Source organism: Acidimicrobiia bacterium, assembly GCA_016650365.1.
GTDB lineage: Bacteria > Actinomycetota > Acidimicrobiia > Spongiisociales > JAENVV01 > JAENVV01.
Genome location: JAENVV010000161.1, coordinates 17,984 through 44,295 on the forward strand (window position 1 = coordinate 17,984; position 26,312 = coordinate 44,295).

The window sequence follows — 26,312 nt, forward strand, 5'->3', positions numbered from 1 at the left end:
TTGCGCTAGACGACGAATCTTTCCCGGATCCGCCCCGCTACACCCGGTATCGGGCCATTGTTTCGGCCGCAATTTCGACCCCGTGACCGGGCACGTCGATCACCCGGATCGCGCCGCCAACCGGCGAGAAGTCGCGGGTAAAGACATCAGCCGGGATGAGTTCCGCAAATTCAACCAGTACTCCGGCCGGCGAGGCTCCCACCGCCGACACCGACAATTCATGCCACAGATGACTGGTCACTGCCAGGTTGTGAGCATCTGCCAGGTCGGCAATCTTGCGGAACTCCGTAAACCCGCCGCAGCGAACCACGTCCGGCTGCAGATAGGCGGCTCCCTGCTGCTCGCAGATTTCTCGAAAACCCCACCGGAATGAAACATTTTCACCGGTCGCGATCGGGACCGGGCTCGCTTCGGCAACCGCCTTCAAATCCGACGTCGCGTCGGCGAGTACTGGCTCCTCCAGCCAGGCCACCCCATAGCCATCCAGCATATAGGCCGCTTCAATTGCTTCGTGGACCCGGAACCGTTGGTTGGCATCTGCATAGAGGGTGAAGTCGTCGCCAAGCTCCCTCCGCAGGAGGGCGGTTCGTTCCTCATCACGGGACGTTCCAATTTTGTACTTGTATTGGTTGATTCCCCGACTGGCAAACGCCTGAGCTTCAGAGACAAGCTCATGGTCGGTCAGCGACAACCACCCGCCACTGCCATAGACCGGCACCTCTGTACTGGCTCCGCCCAGCAAGGTGTGAACCGGAAGGCCAGCTGTCTTGCCGACGATGTCCCAGACTGCCACATCGATGGCGGACAATGCCCAGGCTCCGAGGCCGGCCCGAACGCGTGGTTTATTCGGGCTCCACATACGTGCCCAGAGGGCCTCGACGGCCAACGCATCTTGTCCTATGGCCAGCGGCGCCAGTTCATCTTCTATGTAGGCAGCCAATGCCCGGCTGGGGGATCCGCCCAAACCGAGATTGAACCCGAATCCATCCGGGCCATCTACGGTTCTAACCGTGACGGCCACTCCAGTTGCATGGGAATACACACCGAGCGAACTGGCGATCGGTTTCGTCAGGGGTATGGCGATGGGTGTCGCTTCGACAGATTGGATCGTGCTTTGTGTCATTCTGGGGTCCCGGATCGTGAGAACGCCAATCTACGCGACCCAAACTGGAGCGGATGGCCTATCGTCGAGTCATGGCAGAAGTCTGGCAACCATCCGCACCGGTCGAGATCGTGGCAGGCACGCCGCCCGGCGGTGGACAGGATCGAGCCGCTCGAGCACTGGCCGAGGCTCTCGAACTTCTGCTTCCGTTTGGCGCCAACGTGTCGAACATCTCCGGACGGGGAGGAGGAAACGCCTGGGACAGCCTTGTCGCTCGACGGGGCGACGCCCATCTGTTGTCGATTAGCTCGCCAACCCTCATTACCAACAAGCTGCTCGGCATCGCTGATATCGACCACCGGGACCTCGCGGCGATCGGGAGTCTCTATACCGAATACATCCTCTTCGCAGTTCCGGCCGAATCGCCCATCACATCGGCTGCCGCACTTTGCGCAGCCCTCGTTTCACAGAAACCTCCGACGACCGCCCTGGCGACCGAGCGCGGCAACGTCAACCACATCGCCCTCGGTCGGGTGACCATGGCAGGCGGCGGCAATCCGGCCACGGCACCCATCCGGGTCTTCGAGTCGGCCCGCCACGCAGTCGCCGACATGCTGGACGGAAATGCCGGGGTAGTCGCCGTGTCCGCTCCCAGCGTCGTCCCGGAACTTGAGGCGGGAAAGCTGAGGGCGATCGCCGTTTCGGCCTCAGCCCGTCTTGCTGCCCCATTCGGGGACGTGCCGACCTGGATCGAGGAAGGGATTGACTCCGTCATCGGTACCTGGCGCGGTGTCGTGGCGGCTCCCGGACTCACCCCGGACCAGATCGCCTTTTGGGACTCCACCATCGCCAATGCTCTGACCGGTGACCGGTGGACGGCATCCCTGCGACAACACGGATGGCAATCGACTGCACTGGACGCATCAGCTACCCGAGCGTTCCTTGCCGAGGAGCAACACATGATGTCTGTGGCGTTGGCCAGCCTTGGCCTCATCGCCAAGTAGCCGGCAGAGGTGTCAGGGAGCCAGCACTCGCACCGGCGAGCCGGCCAGCCAGGCCGCGATGTCCTCGACCGCTTCCGTGAAGAAGATCTCATAGGTTTCGCGCGTGACGTATCCGATGTGTGGCGTCAGGACCAAGTGCGGTTCGGACCGGAAAGGATGGTTGACCGGCAGAGGTTCACGTTCGAACACGTCAATCGCCGCCCCGGCGATCTGACCTGCTCGCAGGGCGCCCAACAGCGCGACCTCATCGACAATCGGACCACGAGACGTGTTCACGAGGTAGGCGTCAGGTTTCATCGCTGACAGTTCATCAGAACCGATGAGACCGATAGTCCGGTCGGACAATCGCAGATGGATGGATGCAAAATCCGCTTCGCCCAGTAGCTGGGTTTTTGAGACAGCCTGCGCCCCAACCGCTTCGGCCCGCTCCGCGGTGAGGTTCTCGCTCCAGGCGATGACGTTCATACCGAACGCCTGTCCGAACCCTGCCATTTGACCTCCAAGACGCCCGAGCCCGAGAAGCCCGAGCGTGGCACCCCGAACATCCCGACCGAGTCCCACTTGCCACCCACCCGATGCAACCGAAACAGACTCGGTAACAAGGCGCCTGGCCAGGGCCAGGACCAGTCCGAAGGCCAGTTCGGCAGTGGCATGCCCCGGCGAGGCGGTCCCACAGACCGTGACGCCGCCTGCGTTGGCGGCCGAGATGTCGATCGCGGCGTTCTTCATTCCAGATGTGATGAGGAGCTGCAGTTGCGGAAGGCGCGCCAACAGATCGGCCGGAAAAGGCGTACGCTCCCGCATCGCCACGACAACGTCATAGCCGACCAGCCTCTCCACCAACCGGTCCGCATCTGAAATATGGTCGGCATAGAAGTCGACCTCAGCGGCCAACGAGTCCCAGTCGGCCAGGCCGGCCGCCACCTGTTGATAGTCATCAAGAACCGCCACACGAACCATATCCGACACGCTAGCGACTCCTCCCAAGCGACGTCCTTCCCGGGTCGTCAGGCAGTGGCCGGCGAGGGCGCCGGTGTTCCTCCCGAGGGGCGGCCGCCCCGGGCTTTGGCGAATCGCAGGTACAAACTCGGCACTACGAACAAGTTGAGGAGAGTCGCCGTAATTAGACCGCCGAAGATCACGATGGCCATCGGATACTCGATCTCTTGGCCGGGGATCTCTCCGGTGAGGATCAGCGGGACCAGCGCCAGACCGGTGGTCAATACGGTCATGATGATAGGAACCAGCCGCTCACTTGCACCTTGCAGGACCAGCTCCGGCCCGAACTCCACGCCTTCTTCACGTTCAAGATGTTGGTAGTGACTTATCAACATGATGCCGTTTCTTGCCACAATCCCCAGCACGGTAAAGAATCCGATTAGCGATCCAAGCGAGATGATTCCACCCGTCAAATAGGCGGCCAGCACGCCTCCCACGAGAGCGATCGGAAGCGTTAGGAACGACAACATCGCCAGTCGACCGTTGGTAAACGACGCCTGAAGTAACAAGAACACCCCAATCACCGCAACGATCGACAGCGCAGTAATCCGCCCCGTCGCCGCCTGTCGTTCGGTGAACTCGCCAAGCATCTCGGCCCGGTATTCCTGCGGGAACTCGTACGCTTCCAGCGCATCTTCAAGGTCGTCGACTACCGCCCCCAGGTCCCGGCTCCCGTCCAGGTTGGCGCCTACGTCGAGTGTTCTGGACAGGTCATGGTGCGTGATCTTATTCGGCACCGGAACAACCGCCACATCAGCCACCTCCGAGAGAGTCACATACTCGCCACTGGGCGTGTCAAGCAGGAGATTCTGAACGTCGGTCAGACTTTGCCGGGTCTCCGGAGTGCTCCACACCATGACGTCATAGGCTTTGCCGTTATAGAAGATGTCGCCTGCTTCTTCCCCGGCGATCAGGCGGGCGGCCGCTCGTCGCACATCACCCGGCTTTATGCCATATACCCGGGCCGCGTCAAGGTCTACTTCCACCCGGATCTGCGGAATATCCTGCTGAAACTCAATGTGGTTCTCTTTGACGCCCGGTACGGAGCCGAGAATCTCATTGACGTCTGCGGCAGTGTCGCGCAACACCAACAGGTCCGGCCCATAAACACGAATCGTGATCGGCTCGCTGCTCCCGGTCAGGACCTCCCGGATCCGCTCTTTGAGATATGTCTGGACGTCACGATAAAGGCCCGGGTAACCATCGACGGTCGTCTGGATGGCTGCCAAGGTTTCGTCATAGTCAACAGCCGGGTCGACACTGACCCAGTTTTCCCCGAAGTCGATGCCAACGACTTCATCCATAAGGAGGGCCTGGCCGATGTGAGAACCGGCGTTGCGTACGCCAGGAATCGTGAGCAACTCGGCATTGACCTCCTGGGTGATTCGCACCATCTCAACCTGACCGGTGCCTGGTTTGGTGAGCCAGTGCATCAAGAAATCGCGCTCCTTGAACTCAGGAAGAAGCGACTGCCCGAGTAGCGGGACAACAATAATTCCCGCCAATGTCGCCGCCGTCACAAGCGAATACGCTCTTTTTGGCCGCTTGACGATTCGCGTGAGTAAGCCCAGATAGGCCCGCTTCATCGCCGGCACCACCGGAGACTCACGATGATTCAAAGACCCGGGACTCCTGAAAAACACCAGGCTGAGAGCCGGTGTGACGGTCAAGGCAACCACCATCGAGGCGAGCAGAGCCAGGGCGTAGGCGGTGACCAGCGGACGGAAGAAGGCTCCTGATAGACCGGTCAGCATGAAGATTGGAACGACGGCCACGATCTCGATGAGCGTGGCGTAGACAATGGCGCTCCTCACTTCTATGGATGCCTCGAGGATGACCCTGGCGGTAGACCGCGTACTCCCGCTGGCGCGATGTTGTCTAAGGCGGCGCACCACATTCTCGATATCGATGATCGCGTCATCGACAATGTCCCCGAGGGCGATGACCATGCCCGCAAGGATCATCGTGTTGATCGAAGCACCCATGAAGTGGAGCACGAGTCCGGCGGCCACCAGTGACAGGGGGATGGCTACAACACTGATGAGGGCTGTCCGCCACTCATAGAGAAACAACGCCAGCATCAAGATCATCAGGATGGCGCCCGAAATGATGGCTGTCGACAGGTTGCTGATGGAGTCTTCGATGAACGTCGCCGGGCGGAAAATTTCGGCATCGACAGTTACCCCCGTCATGCCTGGCGCAAGCTCGGCCAATGCCGCTTCAACGCCCTCGGTCACCTCCAGCGTGTTGGCCCACGGGAGTTTCTCTACGATCAGCATCAAGCCTGGGCCATCGTTGATTACAGCATCACCGTTGAGCAGTTGATGGTCCCGGACCAACTCAGCCACGTCACCAAGCAAGAGCGTCTCGCCAGTAGTGGTCTCAACCGGCATCTTGGCAAGATCTTCGACGCGGACGATTGGGGCAATATAGTTGATGCTCAAGCGTTCGCCGGAGTCTTCAACCCAGCCGCCCCGCCCGATGATATGACCGGCGGAATACCGGAACAATCCCGATTCCAGTGCGTCGGACGTCGTCTGCGAAACGCTGTCAAGGGTTACGTTCTTCTCACGCAGCAGATCAGGATCCACTTGAACCTGGAGCATCTCGAGCCGCTCACCCCAAATCGGGACATTGGCGACACCCTCGACTTGTAGGAGGCGGGTCCGGATCGTCCAGTAAGACATCATCGACATATCGATGAGATCGAGCTTCGGATCGGTGGTTGTCAGACCGATCTTCATGACCCGGCTCGTGGATGAGAGAGGCTGAATCATGACCGGAGGTGCTGCCCAAGTCGGCAATGTCGGACCAACGACCAGCAGTCGTTCATTCACCAGTTGGCGGGCTTCAAGAAGATCCGTTCCGCGATCGAAGATGAGCAGTATCGACGACAGTTGCTCTACCGAATTCGATCTGAGTTCATCCAGGCCAGGAATTCCAGCCATTGCCTGTTCAAGCGGAATCGTCACAAGCGACTCCACCGAAGTGGCAGACAGGCCTAGCGCCGGAGTTTGGATTTCCACCCTCGGAGGAGCGAATTCGGGAAAGACATCGACACTGGATTCCGCCAACTGGAGTACGCCGAAGAACATGAGACCTCCGGCGAAGGCCATGACGATGAACCGATACTTGAGACTTGAACCTACGAACCAGCGCAACATATCGGCCCCCTACTTCCCGATCCCGGTTTCGGTTCCGTATAGCTCTGGCACCCCGGCCACCACGACGAGCATTCCTGGCTCAGGCCCATCCGAGAAGAATGCTTGTTGGTTTTCCTCCACTACGGGCTTGATTTCATGTCGCAGATAGACGAGCGGCTCGGGGTTGGTGTATACCCAGTAGCTACCGTCGACCGTAATGAGGACAGCCGCGCTCGGGACCACCGATCCGTTGGCAGCACTTTCGACCGCGTGAGTCTCGATGGCGAGGCGGGTAACGGCTGATTCTGTGAGCGTGATGAGCGGCAGGGTGTCCCCCGACACCTCTTCCACTGTCGCCGGGGGTATGAATTCCACGACGGCGGCTCCTCTGGAACACGCGCTCACCATCACCATCGCCCCGAGACTGGCGACGGCAAGCTGAGTCTTTGCGAAACGCACGCTCATTCTCCACCGGTCCCAAGCTCGGTTAATTCGACATCTAGCAGCTCGCTCAGATCGTCGGCAACCGTATCGGGTTCGGCTACGTATCCCCAGCGGAGGTAGAAGGCGGGAAGAATCACAAGGCTGAACAGCGCAGTCGTGATTGCGCCGCCGACGATCACCCAGGCCATATCACCGACGATCTCCAGTCCAGCCTGCGAGCCGGCAAGGCCGAGCGGTACGAACAGGGCGGCGACTGCCAGCAGTGGGGTAACGATCGACACCATTTCGTCGGCCGTCGCCCCTGTCACGAGGTCGACTCCGAACGTTTCGCCCGCCCGTTCACGCCGTTGGTACACCTGAACCAACAGGATCGACGAGCGGGCAGCCAATCCGAGAAGGGCGACCAGCGCGGCGACCGATCCGAGCGAGAAAGCGCGACCCGACACCACTATGGCGATGACCCCGCCCGACAGCGCCATCGGCACCGTAAGGAACAGAATGAACGCTAGACGCCAACTACTGAAGGCTGACTGGAACAGAATGAAGATCCCGAACAGGGCTGCCAGTATGACCGGTAGCACCCCGGTCCCTCCGGCCTCTCCGGCTGCGTATACGCCTCGCACCTCGGCGTGATACTCCAGCGGGAACCCGACCGTGTCGAGTGCCGCGGCGACGTCGGACCGCACATCCGCTACCGGGCGGGAACCCGGATCAGCGACGACATCGAGGTAGGTGGAGACCGACTCATGTCGAATCACGGAAATGTTCGGCACCACCTGGACGTCGGCGACATCAGACAGCGCGACGCTGCCGCCATCAGGAGTAGCGATGGGCAGCGCCATCACATCCTCGACCGACTCCCGGATCTCGGGAGTACCCCACACAATCACGTCGAAGACCTTCTGTGATTCGAATAAGTTGCCAACAATGACCCCCGACAGCAACGTGGTCGCATTGCGACGCACATCGCCCGGCTTCAGACCGACAGCCTGGGCTCGAGCAAGGTCGACTTCGACCTCAATCGTCGGCTGTTCGATCGGCAAATCGATCCGAACGTCCTCCAGGCCCCGAACCTCGCTGAGGGCACTCGTTACCGTCGCAGCGACAGCCTCAAGCTCCTGCGGGTTGTCGCCGTACACACGGACGATCAATTCATCGCTTGAGCCACCAAGAATCTGGCTCACCCGCTGATCGGAATAGGTAAGCACCCGGGATGTTACGTTGTTCGGAACGACTACGGCTCCACTGACCGCCGCCAGCGCCGCCTCGTAGTCGGCTGCCTCGTCGAGCTTCAGCCAGACCTCTGCAACGTTGACGTTCTCGACCTGATCACTGGAGACCGCACGACCGACATGCGCACCAATGTTCACGACTACATCGAGCAAACCCACGGCCGCAACGACGTCAGAGGCGACTGCGTCCATAGCCGAAAGCGAGGTTCCCGCCGGAGCATCCAATTCAATGAGAACGTCCCGCTGCTTCAGGTCCGGTCGAAATGACTGCTCGATAAGTGGCAGGGACGCGAGTGCCAAACCCACTGCAAGCGCAAACACGAGTACAGACCGGCCCACCTTCGTGGCCATGCCCGGTCCTACCCGCTCAAAAGCCGCTTTCATTCGGCGGGTCAGCGGCGAGGATTCCTTCGGTGCCGAACCCGTTCGGATGATGAAAGCGGTGAGAGCTGGAGCAACGGTAAGGCTGACCAACAGCGAAACCGCCAGGGCCAGGAGGAAAGGCGTGGCGATGTGCGGAAGGAAGGCTCCGGCCTCGCCGCCGACGAAATAGAACGTCAGCGCGGCCGCGCCGACAATAATCGCCGCATAGAAGGTCGCACTTCTCGTCCGCAGCGCAGAGTCGGCGATTCGCCTCGCCAGTCGAGCACCTTGATCATCCGGTCTGCTCTGCGACGTCGGCTCGAACAGCCCCCGCGACCCCACCAACGCATCGTCGACAATCAATACCAGAGCCAGAGTCAATCCAGCCAACGTCATCGTATTGACGGTGGCGCCCGCCAGGTAAAGCACCAGGCCTGCCCCCGCCAGAGATGTTGCGATGGTTAGCGCACCGACAAGGACCACCCTCCAGTCGTAGAGGAGTGCGGCCATGACTACGAAGGCCAACACGAGCCCAATCGACAAAGCGGTGCCGAGATTCCCGAACGAGGTTTCTATGAATTCGGCCGGCTGATAAATCGAGCTGTCTATCGTGATGCCCTGAAGGCCAGGCTGTAACGCCTCGATCGCATCTTCGATATTGGCGACGACCGCGGGCGTGTTGCTGTTGGGAAATTTCTCGATCACCAGCATGACGCACGGTCCGCCGCTGCAGTAGGCATCACCGATCAACGGCTGATGGTCGGCCACAATCGCTGAAACGTCGCCGAGTGTAAGCGGCTGACCATCGACAAATACGGCGCCGCCGGCACCATCCTCCAGAGCCACCTGAGCAAGTTCCTCCGGAGTCGAAATTGCCTGCTCGTGAAATACGTGCAACCGCTGATTGACGGTATCGATGAATCCCCCGGTTCCCGGGCTGGATGCTTCCAGGAACGTGAGCGGTGACACTTCGAGCGCGTTGCCTGCTGTAGCGATGACCTGCGACAGCGTGACGTCTTGTGAGGCAAGTTCGGTGGGATCAACCAGGACCTGCAGTTGGCGATCTCGGAATCCCCAGATCGACACGCTCGCCACACCGTCTACACCAAGGAGTCGTGGGACAACCACCCACCGTGCCAGGACAGACGTCTCAATGGGGGTGAGCTCATCCGAGGAAAGTGAAATCAGGGCTACCCGACCGGTGGAGGAGAACGGCTGGAGCATCTGCGGTCTACCGGCAACCTGGGGCAATCCTGCAGCCTGAACCAACCGCTCGGCAACAACCTGACGAGCATTGAGGAGAGTGGTGCCTGGCTGAAAGGTCATGACCACCGACGACAGCCCTGGAAGGGATGCAGACTCGATCGTATCGAGGAAGGCCACACCACTGAGCAAATCCTGCTCAAGAGGCGTGGTTATGAGCCGCTCAACCTCACTGGCGGAAAGACCAAGCGCTTCGGTCTGGACTTCGACGGCCACCGGACTGAACTCCGGGAGAAGATCCGTCTTCAGGTTGTCGAGGTGCACAATCCCTAGAACCAGTATCCCGGCGGCCGCGACAAGCACGATTCGCCTGAGATTGACACTCATATCGATGATCCGACGTACCATCTAGATCCCCCTCGTTATCCGGAGTTGAGCCGCCTCCCGGCGAGCGTCGCTCCAATCAGCCCTCGTTCCTAATCGGTGTCGCTCTTGACAAGCTCAATGTTGAAGCCACGATGGGCTGAATACGTGAAAGATGAGTTGATACAACGCGGCCAAGCGGTCTGGCTGGTCTGATGCAGGCAAAATCGTCGAATCGCCCGGCTAGCAACGGCGATTCCGAGTCGATGACCACCAAGCAAACCGACCCCGACGCCATAGAAAGAAGTCCACGGGCGCGGCTAGTGCTAGGTGCAAACCTCATTGCTCGGCACGGGACATTTGGACCCCCCAGACCTGATCGACCTACGAAAACTACCAAACCATGTCACGCCGTGTGGGAAAAGCTCCGGAATTCCAGAAAGAAGTTCAAAGAAACCGACCAGGAACGGTCACCGGCTAATGAGATCTGCCCGACTTCATCTCACTCCGCGGACCCACTCAGGAGCGAATCCAACGTGGCGAGGTCACCGGCGGATGGAACCCATTCGGCGGCGAGAGCATTACTCATGACTTGCTCGGGCTTGGTGGCCCCGGCGGTTACCGAAGGTACCGCCTCGTGAGATAGCAACCAGCCGAGCGCCACCTGAACCAGACTGACATTGCGTTCGAGCGCATACCCCGTAAGGCGGTCTACCAGATCAAAGTTCTCGTCAGTAAGAAACCTCTGATAGCGGTCCATCGCCAGTCGACCCTCCAGGACAGTCCCGCGTTGGGTCTTCCCGGTCAGGAGCCCGCTCGCCAACGGATAAAACGGCAGCAAAGCCACCTCCCGTGCCCCACATAGATCGGCCAGCCCATCGGTCTCGGGATCCCGGTGAACCATGCTGTATTCCACCTGGTTGGAAACAAAAGCGGCCAAACCCAGGTCGTGGGAAACCGTCAAGGCCTCGGCGAGTTGGGGCGTACTCAGATTCGAACAGCCAATCTGACGGACCTTGCCTTCCTGTACGAGACCGTTCATCGCGCCCAGTGTGTCCTCAATCGGTGTCTCAGGGTCCGGGTAGTGCAGTTGGAAGAGGTCGATGTAGTCGGTTCCAAGCTCAGACAGACTCCGCTCGAGCGATTCACAAACGTATGCCGGGCGGGCCCCGCCGCTTCCTTCTATTCCTGGAACGGGCATGCCGAACTTTGTTCCAATAATCGCCTCTGATCGACGACTGCCAAGTGCGGCGCCGAGGAACGACTCCGACTGGCCGCCGCCATAATTACTCGCCGTATCAAAGAAGTTCATGCCGGCATCAAGGGCAGCATTCACGACGACCGCCGACCCGGCTGCGTCGAGCGCCCGACCGAAGTTGTTACACCCGAGTCCGATCACTGAAACTTCGAGGTTTCCAATGGTGGCGGTCCTCATCGTTGTTCACTCTCCTCTTGTCGATTCGTTGATTCCACATGGCGCCAGGTCGCGTCAGATCACCTCGGCCAGGTCAGGGCGACGATTCGCCCCACCACGATCTGACACAAGATTGATTGCGACACCGGCCAGCACCAGACCCAGCCCGATAGCCAGTCCGACGGTGACCTGTTCGCCGAGGAAGATCGCCGATGACACGACTCCGACCACGGGAACCGCCATGAGAGTGAGATTGGTGGATACGGCGGCCAGATTCCGCAATACGACTACCAGCGCCACGAAGGACACCCCCGAGGCCAGGACCGATTGATAGGCCACCACACCTACAAGCTGGGGCGTCCATTCGAAGACGGGAAGACCATCAATGAGCAACGCAAGGGTTGTCAGAACGACAGCCGCACCGGCCAGCTGCCAGGGAAGGGCTTCGATCGGAGTGATCGTCCACCGATGCGCCCGAATGTGGACTGCGGTGGCCGCATCCGTGATGGCAGCAAGTATCAGGAGCCCGTGACCAAGCGCTACTCCCGGTTGGTTCCATGACATACCCCATGGTTCGAACAAGACAATCACACCGGAGACACCGATCGCCAGTCCCGACCAACGCTGGCGACTCATCCGTTCGCCAAGGAAGATCACGGCCAGAGGGACCGTCCACAAAGAAATCGTCCACACCACGACGGCCGATCGACCAGCGGGGACGAGTTGGAGAGCGGTGAAGACCAGGAAGAATACGGCCGCCAGGCGGAAAACGGCCAGCGAAACAATGACCGGCAGGTCCCTCGCTGGCGGTATTCGCATGCTTCGGGTGGCCAGTCCAATGCCGATCACCATCACTGCCGCTCCGAGCACCCGGAACGACCCCATCCACAGCGGGGTCAGGGTTCGAAGTCCTACGGCCATGATCGGCCAGTTGAGGCCGAGAATCAGAATGCCCAAAACAAGCAGGAGGTATATCGCCCGGCGAGTAAGCCTGCGATCTACTGCAGAACCCACCCCGGGCTCCCATATCAAATCCCGCGCAAACGGGATCATGTCTGCGCCTGCACATGGGGGTCAGGTTGCCCGGGATCGTAAACGTAGTTGCGGAACCCGGGCGACCACCGGGCCAGGGCCACCGCCCCCAGGACGCAGGCGATTCCCCCCGAGATCACCGAGATACGCACAGAGGTGAGTTCGGCGACCACCCCGGCCTCCAGGTCCCCAAGACGGGGGCCACCCCCTGCTGCAGCAACGTGGATCGACGACAGCCGACCCCGAAGATGGTCCGGAACGGACAGTTGGATTATGGCCTGGCGCAGAATCGCCGACACGACGTCTGCCCAACCGGCAAAGGCCAGCATCGCCAGTGCAAACATCACCGAGGTCGTAAACCCGAACGCGGTCATCGCCATGCCCCAGGCGATCACGGACATGATGACGGCGCGGCCCTGAAGGCGAACGGTCGCCACCCATCCTGAGGTAAGGGCACCCACCAGCGCCCCGACCCCCGGGGCGGCATACAGCAGTCCAACCGTGATGGCGTCGCCCCCCAGAACCGCGGTTCCGAAGGCAGGAAACAGGGCGGTTGGCATCCCAAAGACCATGGCATTGAGGTCAATGAGCATGGCTGCCTGGATGAGTCGGCGTGATTTGAGGAAGGCCAACCCTTCAGCGATCGAGGACCAACCCATCTTGCGGCCACCACCCTCGGTCGGAACGTTCGGCGTCCGCCACATCAGGCTCGCTCCGACCAAAAACATGGCAATGGCAACCGCATAGGTTGGTCCAAGACCGACGCCGGCTATGAGCAACCCGCCGACGGCCGGAATGGCCGCTTTGGCCGTGTTGCTGAGGGTCTGGTTCATCGCCAGGGCAGATGGCAACAGCTTCCTGCCAACCAATCCGGGGAGAAGGGCCTGCCGGGAAGGGTGGTCGATCGCCGACACCCCGGCATTGATGCCGACCAGGACGAACAGAGGCCAGACCGCCGGGCTGGTCGCCACCGAGTTCCAGAACAGACCGGCCGCAGTTGCGGCGAGAGTGACCTGAGCGATGACGAGTAACCGCTTCCGATCGAACGCATCGGCCAGGGCCCCACCCACCAACGAAACCGCCAGGAGAGGAATCAACTGGGCCAGGCCGAGCAAACCAACTTGAAGTGTGGAACCCGTGAGTGCGTACACCTGCACGGGAACTGCGACGACGAGGAGTTGCCTCCCGGCTTGGACGAAGAACATACCGGCAAACAGCCACCGATACCCAGGCACCTCCCGAAGGGGGGTGACGTCGACGACTGCGAGCCGTCCCAACCTTTGAAGACGCTTCCTCACAGAAAGGCCGGCCCCGAAGGGGGAACCGGAATCGACCACCGGACTCGATCAGGAGTGATCTCGGTAATCTCGCGACACCCGATGTTTGCCATGGTGATGCTGATCTCGGTTTTGAGGATGTCGAGTACCCGAACCAGGCCGTCAGTCCCGCCAACGGCCAGGCCCCAGCATTGAAGCCGGCCAATGCCGACCGCCGTGGCACCTAGCGCCAACGCTTTGCAGACGTCGGCACCACTCGTAAACCCGCTATCAACCGCGACGTCAACCGACGCACCGACCGCCGCCACAATCTCACCCAGTACCTCGATAGTGCTCATGCCGTGGTCAACCACCCGACCGCCGTGGTTGGAGACATAGATAGCCGCCACCCCGCACTCGACCGCGGCCACGGCGTCTTCGACCGTCATGACCCCCTTCACGATTACCGGCAACTCAGAGTTCTCGACGAGCCAGCGCAAGTCTTCCCAGGTGAACCTGGCCCGGAACTTGGGGTCGGATCCGTGCTGCTGGAGGTTGGGCGGGCTCGGAGAACTCCAACCAAAGACCTGTTCAATGCTTCGGTCCCGACGAGACAGTATCGGAGTATCAACGGTGACGCAGATGGCGGCGAACCCGGCCTGCTTTACCCGAGCCGCAACTTCGTGCATCCAGTCGCGGTCCCCAAACACGTACATCTGAAAGATGTGATGGCCGGGATGGGTGGCCGCAACGTCCTCCCATGGCGAGGTGGTCAACTCCGAACAGATGATGGCCGTCGAAACCTGAGTAGCGGCCGCCGCGGCGGCCAGGGCATCACCGGCGTCGTAAATCCCCAACGCGCCGACCGGGGCGAGCATGACCGGAAACGCCAGCGGAATCCCGACAAACGAGGTGGCGGTATCGACCTCTTCGACATTGCGCATGTGGCGCGGTACAAGCGCGAGACTATTGAGGCCGATACTGTTCCTCGCGACCGTCACCCCATCGCCCGCACCGGCGGCCCCCCAGGCGAATGCGCTGGGGTCCACGATCTCTCGTGCCCTGGCAATCACCTGCCGGATAGTTTTGAGATCGGCAAGATCTGTCATGCCGTACCCGATGGATGGCGATAGTCGACCTCGACGAGTCGGCGTTCGTTCACCGACCACTTGATGGCGTCGCACAGTTGTGCGCTTCGTAAACCGTCCCATCCCGAGGCGTTGGGTTCCTCATCGTTCAAGACCGCCGCTGTGAACGCCGCCACCGACAGCCGGTGGGCGTCGGGGGCGGGGTAATGAGTGTGCTGCTCCCCCGACCCGGTCAGGACCGTCAGATCGCCGTCGATTCGCGACCGGGTGAACCCGCTTCCGATCATGCGACCGGTGGATCCGAAGATGCGCAGTTCGTTGACCGGATTGGCAACGCTCTCGTTGAAATTGCAGTAGGCGAGCGTTCCGTTGTCGAACCTGATCAGAACCAGCCCGAGTGATTCGACGACGTCGCTGGCCGCCGGCCGGTCGAACATTGCCATCACTTCAACCGGCTCGGCCTGCAGGATGACCCTGAGAAAGTCGAGTCCATGAACGCCAACATTGTGTATCGACCCGAGGCCGGCCATACCAGGGTCAGTGCGCCAGTTGTCCCACTTACGAGCGCCCGAGCTCACTTCGAGCTCGACGACCTGGACGCTACCGATCGTGCCTTCGCCAATCAGTGTCCTGACGTCATCGACCCACTTGAGGTGTCGATTATGAAAGTTCACGCCCAGTTTCACGCCAGCCCGTTGACAGGCTTCAACTGCCCGAATCGCATCCGGCACGTTGATCGCCAACGGTTTGTCGCACAGAACATGCTTTCCAGCGAGGGCCGCTGCTACGACCTGGTCGGCATGCAGTCCGTTCGGAGTAGCGATAAAGACCGCGTCGACTTCAGGGTTGGCGAGCATCTCGTCGTAGTCCGTGTAGGCGTACCGAGCGCCAAATGTGGTTGCGAAATCCGTGGCCCTGGCTTGATCGCGACTTACCGCTGCCACCAACTCACAGGACGGTTCGGCAACCATCGCCGGGGCAATCGTGCCTTTGACGATGTTGCCGATACCGATGATTCCCCATCCGAGGCTCACACCGCTCATCCTGAGAAACCAAGCAGGCGGGCAGGATTCTCGGACAGGATCGCCTCTTTCTCGTCAAGTCCGAGCTCAGGCAATCCTCGCACCCAGTTCACACAATCGGCCAGCACCATCGGGGCCGGATAATCGGTGCCGAGCACCACCCGTTCGATGCCGACCGCATCGATGAGAAAGCGGAGCACCGAACCGCTGTATGTGCAGCAGTCGTAGTAGAAGCGGCTGAGGTATTCGCTCGGAGCCAGCTGCTGAGAAAATCCATCGTTGCCTTTGAAAACGGGCGTCATCCCCTCGCCGGCCTCAAGCGCCCCGGCTACCTTGTCCATGCGGGCTACCCCATAGGCCGTATACCCGCCCCCATGGGCGAGGAGAGGTTTCAAGTCGGGAAACCGATCGAGAACTCCACCGAACACGAGCGTGGCGTACACCAGCGCCCGTTCCGTAAGGTTCCCGACCGCATTGGGGAGCTTGTACCGACTGTTCCGCTTGGCAACGATGGTGTCCTGGCTCTGATGGAAGAACACAATCGCTCCCAACTCTTCGGCGGCGGCGAAAAACGGAAGGAAGTCCGGATCGTCGTAGGTGCGGCCGGCCACGTGGTCGCTGATGACCACTCCCTTCATACCCAACTCGAGCATCACTCGTTCCATCTCGGCGATGGCACTTGGCGGGTCCTGCATCGGGACGATTCCCATGCCCGCAAAACGGGTCGGATGTTGTTCGACCATCTCGGCAATCTCGTTATTACATTCGCGGTTGATGAGCTTGGTCTTCGATAGCTCGTTGGAGTACTGGTAGAACCCAACCGTGGGCGTCACAAGCTGCATGTCGACGCCCAGCGCATCCATTTCAGCCAGTCGGTCCGGAAGCGAAATATCAAACTTGCCGAATCCGAGTTCACCGGGATGCTCGTCGAGCCCATACCACTCACCCCGGGTCCGAATGGCCTGCTTGTACCGTTCGGGTGTGACGTGAGCATGCGTGTCGATCACCGGCATTCAACTATCTCCGTTCCTTCAGGGAATCCCCACCCTGTACGATGCATTCTATATTGTTTGCCAACGACCCTCCCGAACGGCAGGGCTTCTCTCGCAAGGAGACCATCACATGGCCCAACCCTTCAAACAGCGCCTTCAGGCAGGTGACCAGTTGGTCGTGTTCGCCATCGGGCGAATGCACAATCCCAACATCATCCAATACCTCGGGATGACCGGGGACTTCGACGGTTTCTGGATCGACGTTGAGCACGCCGGCTTCACCGTCAACGAGATCGAAGCCGCGGTGGCCGCCGGACGGGCCCACGGCCTGGAGAGTTTCGTAAGGGTCCCCCCCACCGACTACGCCACCGTGACCCGATGTTTCGAAAGCGGAGCGATGGGTGTGATGGCCGCCCAAATCACCTCAGCGGCCCAAGCAGAGGAGTTCGTTGGGTGGTCGAAGTTTGCTCCGCGGGGACGCCGAGGTCTCAACCCGATGGGCTACGACGGACGCTACGGGACCATCCCCATGGCCGAATTCACCGAACGCGCCAATCGGGAGACGATGGTGGCAGTACAGATTGAAACCGCTCAGGCGGTCGACGAAGTCGAGGCAATTGCGGCCGTCGACGGCGTCGACATGTTGTTCGTCGGACCATCCGACCTCAGCCAGGCCCTCGGAGTCATCGGCGACTTCATGCATGAGCGGTGCCTGTCCGCCGTGGACGAAATCGCCGCGGCGTGTCGGACCCACGGTAAACAATGGGGAGCGGTCACGCCGACTCCCGAGTATGCCTCACTGCTCATCGAAAAGGGCTGCACGCTCATTTCGCCGACGAATGACGTCAAGCTGATCACGTCTGGACTTGCCGCCACCAAGGAGCGCTTCTCAAACCTCTGGTAGATACTCAGGGTTGGTCGAACCCAGACGTGGACAAGGCGGACTCAATCGAGAGGCAGGCGAATCGTCAGACCGGTAGCGGCGGCTCGCTCGATCGCCAGGGTTGCCTCCAACGTCGCCCTGGCTTCTTGGGGGGTAGCCAGCTGACAGGCTTTGCCGGTGGCCAGGTGATCGAGCCAGGCACGCGTCTCTGCTGCCAGAGGCCCGATGAACTCGCCCAGTGCCCAATCTCCAGGAGTGCCGCTCGACAGAAACACCGCATTGACGTTGTGGTCCGGCAGGTAGACATGCGGCACGCCATGATCGCTGTACATCACCTGGTCGGTGTGGTCGTCGTCGAGCAACATGACACCATCGGTCCCGATCAGCTCTACGCGAGCCGAGTGGCCCAAGGCGGGGTACTTCTCAGGTAGCGAGTAGCACACGCCAAGGTTAAGCGCGGCGCCGTCGTCATACCGCAACATCGCCCACGTCAGATCATCAGTCTGATACCCGGCGGCTTCCAAGACACCCCGCTGGCCGACGGCACTGACCTCGACCAGCCGGCGCCCTTCGAAAAACCAGTTCATGAGGTCGACGTAGTAGGTCAAGGCATCCACAACGGGGGTGGCATCGGGATTCCTGCCAAGCATTGCCAGCGCTTGCGAACGCGAGTTGTACACCCTGGCGACTCCCCCGAGCAGTGTTCCCATCCGACCGGTCACGATCTGTTCTTTGGCGACGTGGTACCGGCGCCTGAATCGCCGGCTGTAGCCAACCCGCAGCTCGGCATCGCTCGCCGCGGCAGCCCTCAGAATCCGGTCGGCATCGGCCAAAGTCAGGGCAATTGGTTTCTCCACCAGAACCGGTTTGCCGAGACTCAAGGCGAGCAGGACGGCCTCGACATGCTCCCCCTCGCTCGTAGCCACGACCACCGCGGTGACCTCGGGATGCCCGATGGCCTCGGCGTTATTGCCGGTCGAGAAGTCGGCGCCGACTAATTCTGACAACCGCCCGGCGGCAGTCGCGTCACGATCGGAAACGGCGAGGAACCCTACGGCCGGATGCTCCGAGGCGAGTCGGGCCCGCAACGAACCGATCCGACCCGATCCGATGATCGCCAGGCCAACCTGCCTACGCATCTGGGCTGGCTTCTGCTGCGTACCGATTGGACCCCGCCATCACTATCCCCTCTCGTGCGCAGCCTGTCGGCCACCGGTATTTCATGAATACCAGTCAATATTACATAATGTCAGATATGGAATCTGCCCGACGAGGATTTGGTTCGCCGATCCCCTGGATGGTGGCCCTCAACGTGATCGGCGTGAACCTGATCGCGCCAGTGCTCCCCGCCTACGCCAGCCATTTCGGAGTCGGATTTGCCGCCGCTTCGACATTGGTTACCGTCTTTGCCCTCGCTCGCATGAGTCTTCGTCTGACCGCCGGTTCATGGGCCGATCGCTACGGTTCTCGAATCGTTTGCATCGGCGGCGGAGCCGTCCAAACGGTCGGCGCGCTGCTGGCGGTCTTCGCCCCGAGCCTGAGCCTGCTCCTGGCAGCGCGCGCCATCCAGGGAATGGGATCAGCCCTTTTCGGAACCTCAATCAATCGCTACCTGCTGGTCATCACCGGCAAGGCCGAACTTGGCAGGGCGACCGCCAGCTTCCAGGGTGGAATCCTCCTGGGAAGCACCATCGGCCCGCTCGTCGGTGGCATCGTCGCTGTACGGTTCGGAATCTTCGCACCGTTCTATGTGCAGGCCACCATCGCCGGTCTGCTCGCCATCGTGAGCAGCCAGTACATTCGCGACGGCGCCCTCCCGGCCAGAGCAGTTGCAGGTGCACCAACCCAGACTCGATCCTTCCGATCCGTGCTCGAAATCCGTGGCTTCAAGGTGATCATGTTCCTTGGCTTCGGTCTGTTCTTCCTACGGGCCGGAGCGATCAGTGTCCTCATACCCGCCTTCGCAGACGTGGTACTCGACTTGTCACCAGCCATGATCGGATTCCTGATCTCCCTCGGATCGATCGCCTCGCTCATTGCCATGCCCATCGCCGGCCAGGTCGCTGACCGGTTCGGGAGAATCCCGGTGGCACTGGCCGGGGCGTTTAGCACCGCAGCAACGGTAACCCTGTTCGGCCTGGCCGACAGCGCCATAGGCATGATGGTCATTTCGGCGCTGCTGGGCTTAGGGATCGGGTTGGCGGCGGTTGCTCTCCCGACCATGATCGGCGATATCGCTCCGTCCGGAACCGAAGGACGAGCCAGCGCCGTATATCGCATGGCAAATGATCTCGGTTGGGTGGTCGGACCGGTGACGCTAGGACTACTAGCCGACAGCGCTAGGTACGGCTTGGCCTTTGCAGTAGCCGGACTACCCCTGGTGATGGGCGGAGCCATTCTCCTGCGCTGGCGTCAGGCGGAAAGGGACGTCGGTTTGGCGTCACGGTAAGGAATCGTCAGGTGCCGCCCAGGTCGTCCTTGATACCGTCTCGCCTGGCAACCCGAGCCGCCACGATACGCCTGGTCTGTTCTACCCGGTCGGCCGGGACCAGCTCCAAAATGCGACCCTCGTCATCGGCGATCCTGATGAGATCATCGAACGCCGCAGGCATGACGTACGGGTGTCCGAAGAACGCGGTGGTGTGAAAGATAACCTCCAGAAGCTCACGAGGCTCGGCACCCACCCGCAAGGCGGCTCGCATATGCCGCCTCGACTGATGAGTTTCCCCGACCGCCAGGGTCGCGCCAACAACGCACAGGAGACGGGTCCGATCGTCGAGAATCCGCCGCGAATACATGCCGTCATACACCGCGTCGAGCCAGATCTGGAGGAAGTCAGGATCCAGCGCATCCAGGGTATCCAGCATGTTGAGGTGATGGCTCGGGCGCAGCCGAAGGCCCGTGGATATGGCGTGCCAGCCGTACCGTTCCAGCAGGTCATTCAGTCGGGGATCAGCGGCATCATCCGCCGACCAGGTGGGGCGTTCGTCGGCGAGTTGTCTCTCCCCTTCACCAGCCGGTTCCGACCGGCGCTCCTCTACCTCCGGGGTCGACTTAAACACTGTTTCGTAGATCTGGCACGCTTCCGCCACAACCCACGGACCGGCATAGACGAACGCTTGAAGAATGACTTCCCGGAGCTCGTCGTGTGGAACCCCGGCTCTTTGGGCAGCCGCCAGGTTCTCCTTAAGTTGCCCAAACCGTTGGGTCACCGTGTACTGCATGGTGAGGATCAGGAATCGGGTCCGGACATCGAGTTGGGTTCGCGCCAATAATCTCGACACATGATTGGACCAGACGAGCGCGAAATCGGGATCGATGCGGCCGAAGAGCTGACTCAGTCGTTCACCAGCCTCCGGAAGGAAAATCTCAACCGGCGTTTCGTTCCGTGACGAGTCCACTTCGACTCAGCGGCCCAGCAATGCAGCGGCGTTGCCGCCCAGCACGGCGGCTCGCTCATCGTCGGACAAGTCACTGCCTTCGATCCAGGTAACAGGATCGACCTGACCCATGTCAGCAGGGAAATCTGTGCCGAGCATTACTCGATCCACCCCCACAACATCAACGAGACGACGGAGGTTCTCGTAGCTGTGCACCAGCGAGTCGTACCAGAGCCGACTGAGGTATTCGGATGGGAACAAGGCCGCGTGCTCGCGCGCTTCGGCGCGGACCTCGTAAGCATGATCAAACCGGGCCACTGCCCAGCAGGCATATCCGCCTCCATGCGCAAACAACGTCTTGAGATCGGGCAGCCGGTCGAAAACCCCGCCGAAGATCAACGATCCAATGGCGATGGTGGTTTCGGTGGGGTTGGCGATCGAGTTGTGCAGGTGATAGCGAGGGAGATGGGTTTCGAGCCGACGGTCAGACGGATGAAAGAAAACCAGCGCTCCCAATTCTTGAGCAGCCTCGAGAACCGGAAACAGGTGGGGCTCGTCCCAGTTGGCCTCGTCAACGTGGGTTCCCACCGAGACACCAACCATGCCAGGGATCTGCATGACCCGTTCCAGCTCCTCGATGGCTCGATCCGGGTCCTGCATCGGTAACGCCCCGTAGCCGGCAAACCGATCCGGCCATTGCGTTATGAAGCCGGCGATCTCGTCGTTGATCGAACGTGAGGCGGCGGCACCATCGTCGGCGCCGAGGTAATAGCGAAAGAAGATCGGGTTGAGCGATAGAACCTGCATATCGACGCCCCCCTCGTCCATCCGTTCGATCCGTCGTTCCATCGACTCGTAGTGGGCCTTGCCACCCATGACCTCCCGCCGGTCCCCGGTGACGATGATCGGCCGTCCGAGATCGTCCTTTTCGATCTCTGACCCGAACCAACCAGAGCCCGTTTCGGCTGCGGCAATCGCCGATCGTGGCAGCAAATGAGCATGGACGTCGATGACTTTGGTCATTGGTCCACGCCCGCGGGTCGCCAGCCTTCGGTTTCAAGCTCCGCCAGAGCCTCGAGCATACAGGTGACCCCGTAGGTGAGTACCCGGGCGCCGGCCGGATTCACCGCCACCATGAGAGCCTCAGCAATCTCTTCAGGATCGGCTCCGAGCTGAAGCGCCTTCTTGATATGGGCGGTCAGATGCGGTTGGTTGTGGGGGTTCGAGCCGAGTACCGCCAGTGCAACGATATGAAATAGCTCATGGCCCTTCTCGTCGAAGCGACGTGGCTGGCGCCGGATGATGTCATCGAGATGCAGCATCGTCTCGGTGTAATCGGGGAACCGCTCGGCTATCCAGGCGTGAGCCGGGTATTGTTTGCCGCGCCGCTCGGCAAATTCCTCTGCAAGCTGACTCATGACTTGTCCTCCAGATACGTACGCGGTTCGTGCTCAGGGCGATCAGAGATTCGATGTCCGACATCGGGTGGCTCGTACTCTCCTCGTTCCTTGAGTACCTCAACCACGCAGCGCAATCCGTGGATCAGGGTGCGCGACCCGGACGGAGTCCATGCCACGAGAATGGCATCGATGAGCTCAGTGCGGTTGGCTCCCGCATCAAGCGCCTTGTGCATGTGATTCTTGGCAACGGTGTCTTCACCCAAAACGGAAGCGGTGGCCGCATAGACGAGCTCTCGATACTTAGCGGGAAGCCCGTTCGGTCGATCCGTGTTGACCTGAGTCCAGGTGGCGTCAAACGACCGGAGGAAATCAGGGGCTTCTTCGGCCAGGAGCACCTGCCACTCAAATAGGTAGCCCCGCTTGGCATACATCTCATCGAGCAATTCCTGATCTGCCATGCAGGCTCCTTGTGTGTGGTTCAGCCCAGCAGTCCGCTGAGGTTCCTGGAAAGTATCTTCAGGCGCTGTTCATCGTCAAGCCGGGGATGAGATCGAATGAACTCGACCGGATCGGGTTCTCCCATGTCGGCCGGATAGTCGCTGCCAAGCACGATCTGGTCGATGCCGGCCAAATCGATGATCTGGTCAAGCGTGCGATGACCATGCACCAGCGAATCAAAGAACAGACCTTTCAGGTAATCAGAAGGCATCCGGGCAATGCCTTGCGCCTCGGCGCGGGCCATATATCCATGGTCCATACGAGCAATGCCAAGACAGCCGTAACCACCCCCATGAGCAAAGCAGAGCTTGAGGTCAGTCAACCGGTCGAGCACTCCTCCGAAGATGAGACTGGCGAGCGCCACCGTCGTCTCCAGCGGATTCCCGATGAGGTTTTTGAGGTGATAGTTCGGGAGGAACGAATTGGCCCTACCCCGGGCCGGATGAACGAACACCAGAGCGTTGAGATCCTGGGCCGCCTCAAGCACGGGAAAGAGTTCCGGGGCGTCCCAATCGAGTCCGTCGATGTTGGTACCGACCAGGACACCGGCGAAACCGAGATCGCGCACACACCGTTCGAGTTCCGTGACCGAGGCGGCCGGGTCCTGAAGCGGCAGAAAACCCATACCTCTGAATCGGTCCGGGTAGCTGCTGACAATTTGTGCGATGTCGTCATTGGTCTCGGTGGCCAACGACCGGCCGTCGGCCGGATCCGTGTTGTACCAATGCATGCTCGGGCTGAGGGAAAGCATATGCACATCCACCCCGATGGCGTCCATCGATGCCACCCGTTCGGCCGGGGACTGAAGCGGAGTCGGCCACGGAAGCGCGAACGGTTTTCCACCGACCGAACTCGTTACCTTGCCGTTGGCGTCGCGTCCAAACTCGATCCCGTATCGCAAACCACCTCGCTGTGCCGCCTCGGCAAGCCGAGGCGGCACAATATGCGTGTGGACATCGATGACGTCATCGCTCATCTTTGATTTCCTCTCTTTGGCCACGGCCCGGCGTGAACTCCGGGGTTCCGAATTCTTCGACATTGACCTGCTCCTGGTCTGCAAGTCGAGTTTGCGTCGTCCATACTTAGACGTATGTCAATCAACGGAGTGAAATGACTCGAATAGTGGTCGGGGTCGACGGCTCGCCCAACTCGCGACGGGCGCTGCGCCGGGCAGTGGAAGAAGCCGAGTTGCGAGGTGGGTCGGTTGATGCCATCTACGTCTACCCACCAGCTCAGCGGAGCTGGTCCGATGACTTGATCGGGTTGGCGGTAGGGGCGGCTTCGGCCATCGGCAGCGTTACTGACGACGGCCCGGCCCACCATCCACCCAGCAGGGAACAAGAGGCTCATGACCTGGCCGAATCCCAGCTTGAAAAATTCGTCACCGAGGCCCTCGGAGAGACGCCTGCCCAGGAGCCGCATTTGATGGCGATTACTGCCGGCCATCCGGCCGAGGCTCTCATCGAACAGTCGCGAACGGCCGATATGCTCGTGATCGGTACACGAGGTCGCGGCGGCTTTGGTGGAATGCTTCTCGGCTCGGTGGCCCACCAATGTATCCAGGGAAGTCATTGCCCGGTCCTTATCCTGCCACCGGAAACAACCTGACCGCAGCACCTATTTGGACGATCCTGCCGTAAGCCCCGACACCACATATCTCTCAAGCCGGGTGTAGACGAGGATAAACGGCAACACCGTAATGATGGCGAAGGCCGCCTCGGCTGGGAAGTTCGAAATCCCTTCGCTCTGACCCATTTTGAACAACGCGAACGGCAGGGTTCTGGTGGTGGGATTGGTGGTGAGCACGAGCACCAGGGTGAACTCGTTCCAGGCCTCCCGGAACGCCAGCACGGCAATGGTGATTAGGGCCGGAGCAGCCAACGGCATAACAATGTAACGCAGGCGATCCCACAAGTTGGCGCCATCGACATCGGCAGCTTCCTCTATCTCGCGAGGGATCTGTTGGAAGAACCCGACCATGAGCCAGACCGCCAGAGGGACCAGTGTTCCGGTATAGACAATGATCAAGGTAATCCTCTTGTCCAGCATGTTGGTCGCCACAGCCAACCGGTAGATCGGAACCAGGATGCCGATACTCGGGACCAGCCGGGGTAGAAGCGTGAAGAGCAGCAAGAGGTGCCGGCCGCGAAACTTGAACCTGGCGAATGCGTAGGCAGCCGGAAGCCCGATGACGATCGTCAGAAGTGCCGTCCCGAACCCAACCACCACGCTATTCACGAATGCATTCAGGAAGTTCGGATCCGTGAAGACCTCTTTGTAGGCATCGAGGGTGGGCTGTTGAGGAACCAGCCCGAGGTTGGCGAACGTCTCGATCTTGGTCTTGATCGAAACGGACAGTGTCACGAGGAACGGAATGAACGTCCAGACCGCCAGCATGAACAACGGCAGGCCGACCAACAATCGATGCCCGAACTTGGCGAGTTTCGATCGCGGTTTGCCGGCCATGTGGCCGCGGTTACCGATTTTGGTTGCGTCAATCAATTGCTCAGCCATCAGGCATCGATCTCGTAGCGGCGGGCAACCCTCACGTAACCCAACGTGAGCACGGCGTTCAGAATCAGGATGAAGGTGGCGATCGCCAACGCCTCATTGAACTTCAATGCCCGGAAGGCGACGTTGTACATCTCCATCGCCAGGGTCGTCGTCGACCCAATCGGGCCACCGCCCGTTAGCGCGAGCACTACCCCGAGTCCGGTAAGAGTCGAGTAACTGAGCCAAACAGTCGAGATGACGAGCTGTGGGGCGAGCAATGGAATTGTGAGGTAACGAGCCCGTTGCCAGGCCGAGGCACCATCGACAAGGGCGGCGTCGAGGTAGGACGTGTCGATCGTCATCAGACCGCCCAAGAGAAGCAGGATCGTCAACGGAATGTCGGTCCACACCTGTGTAAAGATCACCACAGTCATCGCCCACGTCGTCGAGGAGAGCCAGGCAGGTCCGTCGATGCCGACCGTTCCAAGAACACTGTTGATCAAGCCAAGATCGGAGTTGAACAGAAGACGGAACATGACGGCGGCGGCCACATTCGAGATCAGATACGGAGCCAGGGTGGCCGCCCGCATCCACCGAAGGCGCCCGATAGAACGGTAGAGGGCAAATGAAAACAACAACCCGAGGGTAGTGCCAACGACAAGACATCCACCTACGAAGAACCCGGTGCGGTACAAGGCGCTCCAGAAATCAGGGTCGCTAAACATGTCGGAATAGTTGAGGCCACCGACGAATTCCTCGGGAAGACCCAGTTCAGGAGCTCGGTACAGACTCTGCCAGATACCGTAGAGCACCGGAAATGCCAGAACCGCGCTGACGACAAATATGGCCGGAAACGAAAAGAGATATGGCGTTGCCCGGCCTTGACCGATCTGAGCGCCGTTTCGTTCGCGAGCCTTTGGCTGCTTCTTCTGTTCTTGTGTGGCGGTCATCTACCCGTCCCGGCGTTTACGTTCGCTTTGCCCGACGCCACGCCGAAGACG

The 26,312-nt window shown here is 60.6% G+C and carries 23 protein-coding genes; 4 read left to right on the plus strand and 19 right to left on the minus strand.

Annotated elements, in window-relative coordinates:
- Positions 1–37 precede the first annotated feature (37 nt).
- Positions 38–1,123: a mandelate racemase/muconate lactonizing enzyme family protein gene (locus JJE47_09760; protein ID MBK5267706.1), complete on the minus strand. Its 1,086-nt coding sequence runs from the start codon at positions 1,121–1,123 to the stop codon at positions 38–40.
- Between the two features lie 71 nt (positions 1,124–1,194).
- Here JJE47_09760 and JJE47_09765 point away from each other — a divergent pair, with 71 nt between their 5' ends.
- Entirely contained in the window at positions 1,195–2,106 is a 912-nt protein-coding gene (locus JJE47_09765) for a hypothetical protein (GenBank protein ID MBK5267707.1), read from the plus strand.
- A gap of 12 nt (positions 2,107–2,118) precedes the next feature.
- Here JJE47_09765 and JJE47_09770 read toward each other — a convergent pair whose 3' ends face one another.
- The 10 genes from JJE47_09770 to JJE47_09815 form a co-directional block, all read right to left on the minus strand.
- On the minus strand, positions 2,119–3,066 hold the full coding sequence (locus tag JJE47_09770) for a D-2-hydroxyacid dehydrogenase family protein (protein ID MBK5267708.1): 948 nt from the start codon (positions 3,064–3,066) through the stop codon (positions 2,119–2,121).
- Positions 3,067–3,113: 47 nt separating this feature from the next.
- Positions 3,114–6,269, minus strand: coding sequence for an efflux RND transporter permease subunit (locus tag JJE47_09775; GenBank protein ID MBK5267709.1), 3,156 nt, complete (start codon positions 6,267–6,269; stop codon positions 3,114–3,116).
- A gap of 9 nt (positions 6,270–6,278) precedes the next feature.
- A complete protein-coding gene (locus tag JJE47_09780; protein ID MBK5267710.1) occupies positions 6,279–6,707 on the minus strand; it encodes a hypothetical protein in 429 nt (142 codons plus the stop codon).
- 2 nt (positions 6,708–6,709) lie between these two features.
- Positions 6,710–9,877: an efflux RND transporter permease subunit gene (locus tag JJE47_09785; protein ID MBK5267711.1), complete on the minus strand. Its 3,168-nt coding sequence runs from the start codon at positions 9,875–9,877 to the stop codon at positions 6,710–6,712.
- Between the two features lie 478 nt (positions 9,878–10,355).
- Entirely contained in the window at positions 10,356–11,288 is a 933-nt protein-coding gene (locus JJE47_09790; GenBank protein MBK5267712.1) for an aldo/keto reductase, read from the minus strand.
- A gap of 54 nt (positions 11,289–11,342) precedes the next feature.
- A complete protein-coding gene (locus tag JJE47_09795) occupies positions 11,343–12,281 on the minus strand; it encodes a DMT family transporter (protein MBK5267713.1) in 939 nt (312 codons plus the stop codon).
- Between the two features lie 35 nt (positions 12,282–12,316).
- The gene (locus tag JJE47_09800; GenBank protein MBK5267714.1) at positions 12,317–13,576 is read right to left on the minus strand and encodes an MFS transporter; all 1,260 of its coding nucleotides are present in this window, start codon (positions 13,574–13,576) and stop codon (positions 12,317–12,319) included.
- A 17-nt stretch (positions 13,577–13,593) separates the two neighbouring features.
- The gene (locus tag JJE47_09805; protein MBK5267715.1) at positions 13,594–14,664 is read right to left on the minus strand and encodes an alpha-hydroxy-acid oxidizing protein; all 1,071 of its coding nucleotides are present in this window, start codon (positions 14,662–14,664) and stop codon (positions 13,594–13,596) included.
- Positions 14,661–15,677 carry a Gfo/Idh/MocA family oxidoreductase gene (locus JJE47_09810; GenBank protein MBK5267716.1) on the minus strand — a complete coding sequence of 339 codons (1,017 nt, stop codon included), beginning with the start codon at positions 15,675–15,677 and terminating at the stop codon, positions 14,661–14,663. Before JJE47_09810 ends, JJE47_09805 begins: the two co-directional genes overlap by 4 nt.
- A gap of 5 nt (positions 15,678–15,682) precedes the next feature.
- Positions 15,683–16,678 carry an amidohydrolase gene (locus JJE47_09815; GenBank protein MBK5267717.1) on the minus strand — a complete coding sequence of 332 codons (996 nt, stop codon included), beginning with the start codon at positions 16,676–16,678 and terminating at the stop codon, positions 15,683–15,685.
- A gap of 109 nt (positions 16,679–16,787) precedes the next feature.
- On the opposite strand from JJE47_09815, the gene JJE47_09820 reads away from it, so the two are divergent.
- The gene (locus tag JJE47_09820) at positions 16,788–17,561 is read left to right on the plus strand and encodes a host specificity protein (GenBank protein ID MBK5267718.1); all 774 of its coding nucleotides are present in this window, start codon (positions 16,788–16,790) and stop codon (positions 17,559–17,561) included.
- Between the two features lie 41 nt (positions 17,562–17,602).
- Here JJE47_09820 and JJE47_09825 read toward each other — a convergent pair whose 3' ends face one another.
- On the minus strand, positions 17,603–18,679 hold the full coding sequence (locus JJE47_09825) for a Gfo/Idh/MocA family oxidoreductase (GenBank protein ID MBK5267719.1): 1,077 nt from the start codon (positions 18,677–18,679) through the stop codon (positions 17,603–17,605).
- Positions 18,680–18,762: 83 nt separating this feature from the next.
- Here JJE47_09825 and JJE47_09830 point away from each other — a divergent pair, with 83 nt between their 5' ends.
- Positions 18,763–19,989 carry an MFS transporter gene (locus tag JJE47_09830; protein ID MBK5267720.1) on the plus strand — a complete coding sequence of 409 codons (1,227 nt, stop codon included), beginning with the start codon at positions 18,763–18,765 and terminating at the stop codon, positions 19,987–19,989.
- Positions 19,990–19,996: 7 nt separating this feature from the next.
- Here the strand turns inward: JJE47_09830 and JJE47_09835 are convergent, their stop codons facing one another.
- The 5 genes from JJE47_09835 to JJE47_09855 are packed head-to-tail and all read right to left on the minus strand — an operon-like array spanning position 19,997 to position 23,794.
- On the minus strand, positions 19,997–20,941 hold the full coding sequence (locus tag JJE47_09835; protein ID MBK5267721.1) for a carboxymuconolactone decarboxylase family protein: 945 nt from the start codon (positions 20,939–20,941) through the stop codon (positions 19,997–19,999).
- Between the two features lie 6 nt (positions 20,942–20,947).
- Positions 20,948–21,943 (minus strand): amidohydrolase, encoded by a 996-nt coding sequence (locus JJE47_09840; protein ID MBK5267722.1) that lies wholly within the window; start codon positions 21,941–21,943, stop codon positions 20,948–20,950.
- Entirely contained in the window at positions 21,940–22,338 is a 399-nt protein-coding gene (locus JJE47_09845) for a carboxymuconolactone decarboxylase family protein (protein MBK5267723.1), read from the minus strand. Before JJE47_09845 ends, JJE47_09840 begins: the two co-directional genes overlap by 4 nt.
- Positions 22,335–22,778: a carboxymuconolactone decarboxylase family protein gene (locus tag JJE47_09850; GenBank protein MBK5267724.1), complete on the minus strand. Its 444-nt coding sequence runs from the start codon at positions 22,776–22,778 to the stop codon at positions 22,335–22,337. Before JJE47_09850 ends, JJE47_09845 begins: the two co-directional genes overlap by 4 nt.
- Positions 22,779–22,798: 20 nt before the next feature.
- Positions 22,799–23,794 carry an amidohydrolase gene (locus JJE47_09855; protein MBK5267725.1) on the minus strand — a complete coding sequence of 332 codons (996 nt, stop codon included), beginning with the start codon at positions 23,792–23,794 and terminating at the stop codon, positions 22,799–22,801.
- 134 nt (positions 23,795–23,928) lie between these two features.
- Here JJE47_09855 and JJE47_09860 point away from each other — a divergent pair, with 134 nt between their 5' ends.
- Positions 23,929–24,426: a universal stress protein gene (locus tag JJE47_09860; GenBank protein MBK5267726.1), complete on the plus strand. Its 498-nt coding sequence runs from the start codon at positions 23,929–23,931 to the stop codon at positions 24,424–24,426.
- Between the two features lie 9 nt (positions 24,427–24,435).
- Here JJE47_09860 and JJE47_09865 read toward each other — a convergent pair whose 3' ends face one another.
- Positions 24,436–25,332 carry a carbohydrate ABC transporter permease gene (locus JJE47_09865; GenBank protein MBK5267727.1) on the minus strand — a complete coding sequence of 299 codons (897 nt, stop codon included), beginning with the start codon at positions 25,330–25,332 and terminating at the stop codon, positions 24,436–24,438.
- On the minus strand, positions 25,332–26,261 hold the full coding sequence (locus JJE47_09870; GenBank protein MBK5267728.1) for a sugar ABC transporter permease: 930 nt from the start codon (positions 26,259–26,261) through the stop codon (positions 25,332–25,334). Before JJE47_09870 ends, JJE47_09865 begins: the two co-directional genes overlap by 1 nt.
- Positions 26,262–26,312 lie beyond the last annotated feature (51 nt).